Raw genomic sequence first — 3,210 nt, forward strand, 5'->3', positions numbered from 1 at the left:
AGGCGGTCCGGATTCGAGTCGGTCAACCACCCGGGGCATCCAGGCGGTCCGGATTCGAGTCGGTCGACCACCCGGGGGGCATCCAGGCGGTCCGGATTCGAGTCGGTCGACCACCCGGGGGGCATCCAGGCGGTCCCGAATCGAGTCGATCGACCACCCGGGGGCATCCAGGCGGTCCGGATTCGAGTCGGTCAACGGCTCGGGGCGCCCACCCGATCCTGACGCGGGTCGATCAACCGCTCAGGGCGCGGTGCGTTTGAGCGGTGTCGCGTGGCCGGATGGCCGGGCGTGGCAAGGGGCTGATCCAACCGTCGGCGCGGGTCGCGGAGTTCGAGTGGGCGCGTGCGCCCAGTGACGCCGGACACTAACGATACGGATCGGTTCCGTATCGTTAATCGGCGTCGTAGGCTGACGAACGTTTCGAGTATGGCTCGTATCGTATTTGTGCGGGCACGAACCCGGGGGGAAAGACGGACATGGAGATCCGCGACAACACGGGCCATCCGAGGAGGTGGGCGATCCTGGGGGTGCTGGTGATCAGCCTCCTTGTGGTCGTCCTCGACAACACGATTCTCAACGTCGCGCTGCGTACGCTCTCCGACCCGGTGCACGGGTTGGGTGCCAGCCAGGGTGAGCTGGAGTGGGCGATCAACTCGTACACCCTGGTCTTCGCTGGTTTGCTCTTCACGTTCGGCGTGCTCGGGGACCGCGCCGGTCGCAAGCGCTTCCTGCTGATCGGGCTGGTGCTCTTCGGCCTGTCGTCGCTGGCGTCGGCGTACGCCCAGAGCCCGGGCCAGCTGGTCGCGGCCCGCGCCCTGATGGGTATCGGTGGCGCGGCGATCATGCCGGCGACGCTCTCGATCATCTCGAACGTGTTCGACCCCCGGGAGCGCGCCCGGGCGATCGGCATCTGGGCCGGTGCCGTCGGTCTGGCCGTGGCGATCGGCCCGGTTCTCGGCGGAGCGCTGCTAGAGAACTTCTGGTGGGGCTCGGTCTTCCTGATCAACGTGCCGGTCATCGTGCTCGGCGTAATTCTGGTGGCGCTCCTGGTGCCCGAGTCGCGGGACCCGAGGCCGGGCCGGATCGACGTGTTCGGTGTGGTGCTGTCGGTCATCGGTCTGGTCGGCCTGACGTACGGCATCATCGACGGCGGTGAGCACGGCTTCGGCCGGCCGCTGGTGTGGGTGTCGATCGTGGGCGGCCTGGCGGTGCTCGCCTGGTTCGTCGCGGTCGAGCGGCGCAGCGAACACCCGTCGCTGGACGTCCGGCTGTTCAAGGTGCCGCAGTTCGCCGGGCCGGTCGCCATCATCGGCCTGGTCTTCTTCGCCGCGATGGGCGTGTTGTTCTTCGGCTCCTTCTACCTCCAGCTGGTACGGGGCTACACCCCGCTGGAGACCGGCCTGCTCTTCCTGCCGTTCGCCGGCGCCCAGCTGATCTTCGCCCCGCGGAGCGCGGCGATGGTCCGCAAGTACGGCGGAAAGGCGGTCGCGGCGGTCGGTCTGACGCTGACCGTGATCTCGCTGGCGGCGTTCGTCTTCATCGACGCGAAGACCCCGATCTGGATCGTGCTGATCTTCTACTTCATCCAGGGCATCGGGATGGCCAACATCATGCCGCCCGCCACCGAGTCGATCATGTCCTCGCTGCCCCGGGAGAAGGCCGGTGTCGGCTCGGCGATCAGCAACACCATCCGGCAGGTGGGCGGCGCGCTCGGTGTGGCGGTGCTCGGTTCGGTGCTGTCGGCGGTCTACCGCGGCGACGTCGAGCCGGCCGTGACCGGTCTGCCCAGTCAGGCCCAGGACGCCGTGAAGGAGTCGATCTCCGGGGCGTACGCGGCGGCCGGCGAACTCGGGCCGGCGGCGCCGAGGCTGCTGGCCGTGGCCAACGACTCCTTCATCACCGCCATGCACTGGGCGGCGGCGCTCTCCGCGCTGGTCGCGGCGCTCGGCATCGTCGTGGCGCTGCGTTGGCTGCCCGGCCGGGCGGGCACCCCGGCCCCGGTTCGGGAGGTCACGACCACCGAACCTGAGTTGGCCGGCAGCGCATAGGTTCGGCGACAATGTCCGACATGACGTCCCATGCCGATGCTCCGCGGTCGCCCGGGCGACCGCGGAGCACCCGCGCCGACGAGGCGATCATCGAGGCCACCCTCGACCTGCTCGCCGAGGGTGCCAAGATTGACACGCTCTCGATCGAGGCGATCGCCAGCCGCGCGGGAGTGGGCAAGGCGACGATCTACCGCCGGTGGCCGGGCAAGGAGGCGCTGTTGCGCGACGCCCTGGCCATCCTCAAGGGCACCCCGCCGACGCCCATCGGCCGCTCGGTTCGGGAAGACCTCGTGCTGCTGCTCGGCGCGGTCGGCCGCAACACCGACCCGCGGAGCGAGAAGATCATGTCCTGCCTGCTGCCCGAGGTGAATCGCAACCAGGACCGCTACGAGCTGTACCAGGGCGTCGTCGAGCCACGGCGGGCCCGGGTGCGCGAGGTGCTGGAGCGCGGCGTACGCAACGGCGAACTCCGTACCGACCTGGACATCGAGCTGGCATTGGCCCTGCTGACCGGGCCGATGCTGATCCAGCGTGTGCTGCGCTGGCATCCCGAACTGGACGACGACGTGCTTGCCGAGCGGGTGGTCGACGGGGTGCTGGAGGGCATCCGAGCCCGCTGAGCTTCACGCGCGTGGTCCGCCGCCGGACCCCCGGCTCACGAGTCCGGTAGCGCCCCGGCGCCAGGCTCAGCGGGCGGCGGAACGCAGGCGGTGCAGGCGCAACGCGAGCTGCACCTCCAGCGCCCGCTCGGGCCGCTGCCAGTCCGCGCCGAGCAACTGCCCGACCCGCTCCAGCCGCTGGGTCACCGTGTTCACGTGCACGTGCAGTTGCTCGGCGGCGCGGGCCAGGCTCCCACCCACGCCGAAGTACGCCTCCAGGGTCTTGACCAGCGCCGTGCCGCGCCGCGCGTCGTAGTCGACCACCGGGCCCACGGTCGTGGTGAGGAAGCCCGCCACATCCCGGTCGCCGTCGTCGCCGACCGCGCCCAGCAGCAGCCCGACGAAACCCAACTCGGCCGTGCTGGCTCCCTGACCCGCCCGGCCCAGCGCACCGAGCGCGGTGAGGCAGCGGTCCGCCTCGCGGAACGCGGCGGCCAGCGACGCCGGCCCCACCGAGGGGCCGCTCGCCCCGGCGGTGACCGGCCGGCCGGTCACCCGGGACA

General features: G+C 70.7%; 3 protein-coding genes. 2 read left to right on the forward strand and 1 reads right to left on the reverse strand.

Annotated features, from left to right (window positions below):
• Nucleotides 1-476: 476 nt before the first annotated feature.
• Nucleotides 477-2,048: an MFS transporter gene (locus ABZS42_RS31820; protein WP_355151652.1), complete on the forward strand. Its 1,572-nt coding sequence runs from the start codon at nt 477-479 to the stop codon at nt 2,046-2,048.
• 11 nt (nt 2,049-2,059) lie between these two features.
• Nucleotides 2,060-2,668, forward strand: coding sequence for a TetR/AcrR family transcriptional regulator (locus tag ABZS42_RS31825; RefSeq protein WP_355151654.1), 609 nt, complete (start codon nt 2,060-2,062; stop codon nt 2,666-2,668).
• 66 nt (nt 2,669-2,734) lie between these two features.
• On the opposite strand, the gene ABZS42_RS31830 is transcribed toward ABZS42_RS31825, so the two are convergent.
• Nucleotides 2,735-3,210, reverse strand: a 476-nt coding sequence (locus ABZS42_RS31830) for a helix-turn-helix domain-containing protein (protein WP_355151656.1), incomplete at its 5' end; no start/stop codon positions are given.

Source organism: Micromonospora sp. NPDC005367 (assembly GCF_040606825.1).
In the GTDB taxonomy this organism is placed as follows: domain Bacteria; phylum Actinomycetota; class Actinomycetes; order Mycobacteriales; family Micromonosporaceae; genus Micromonospora.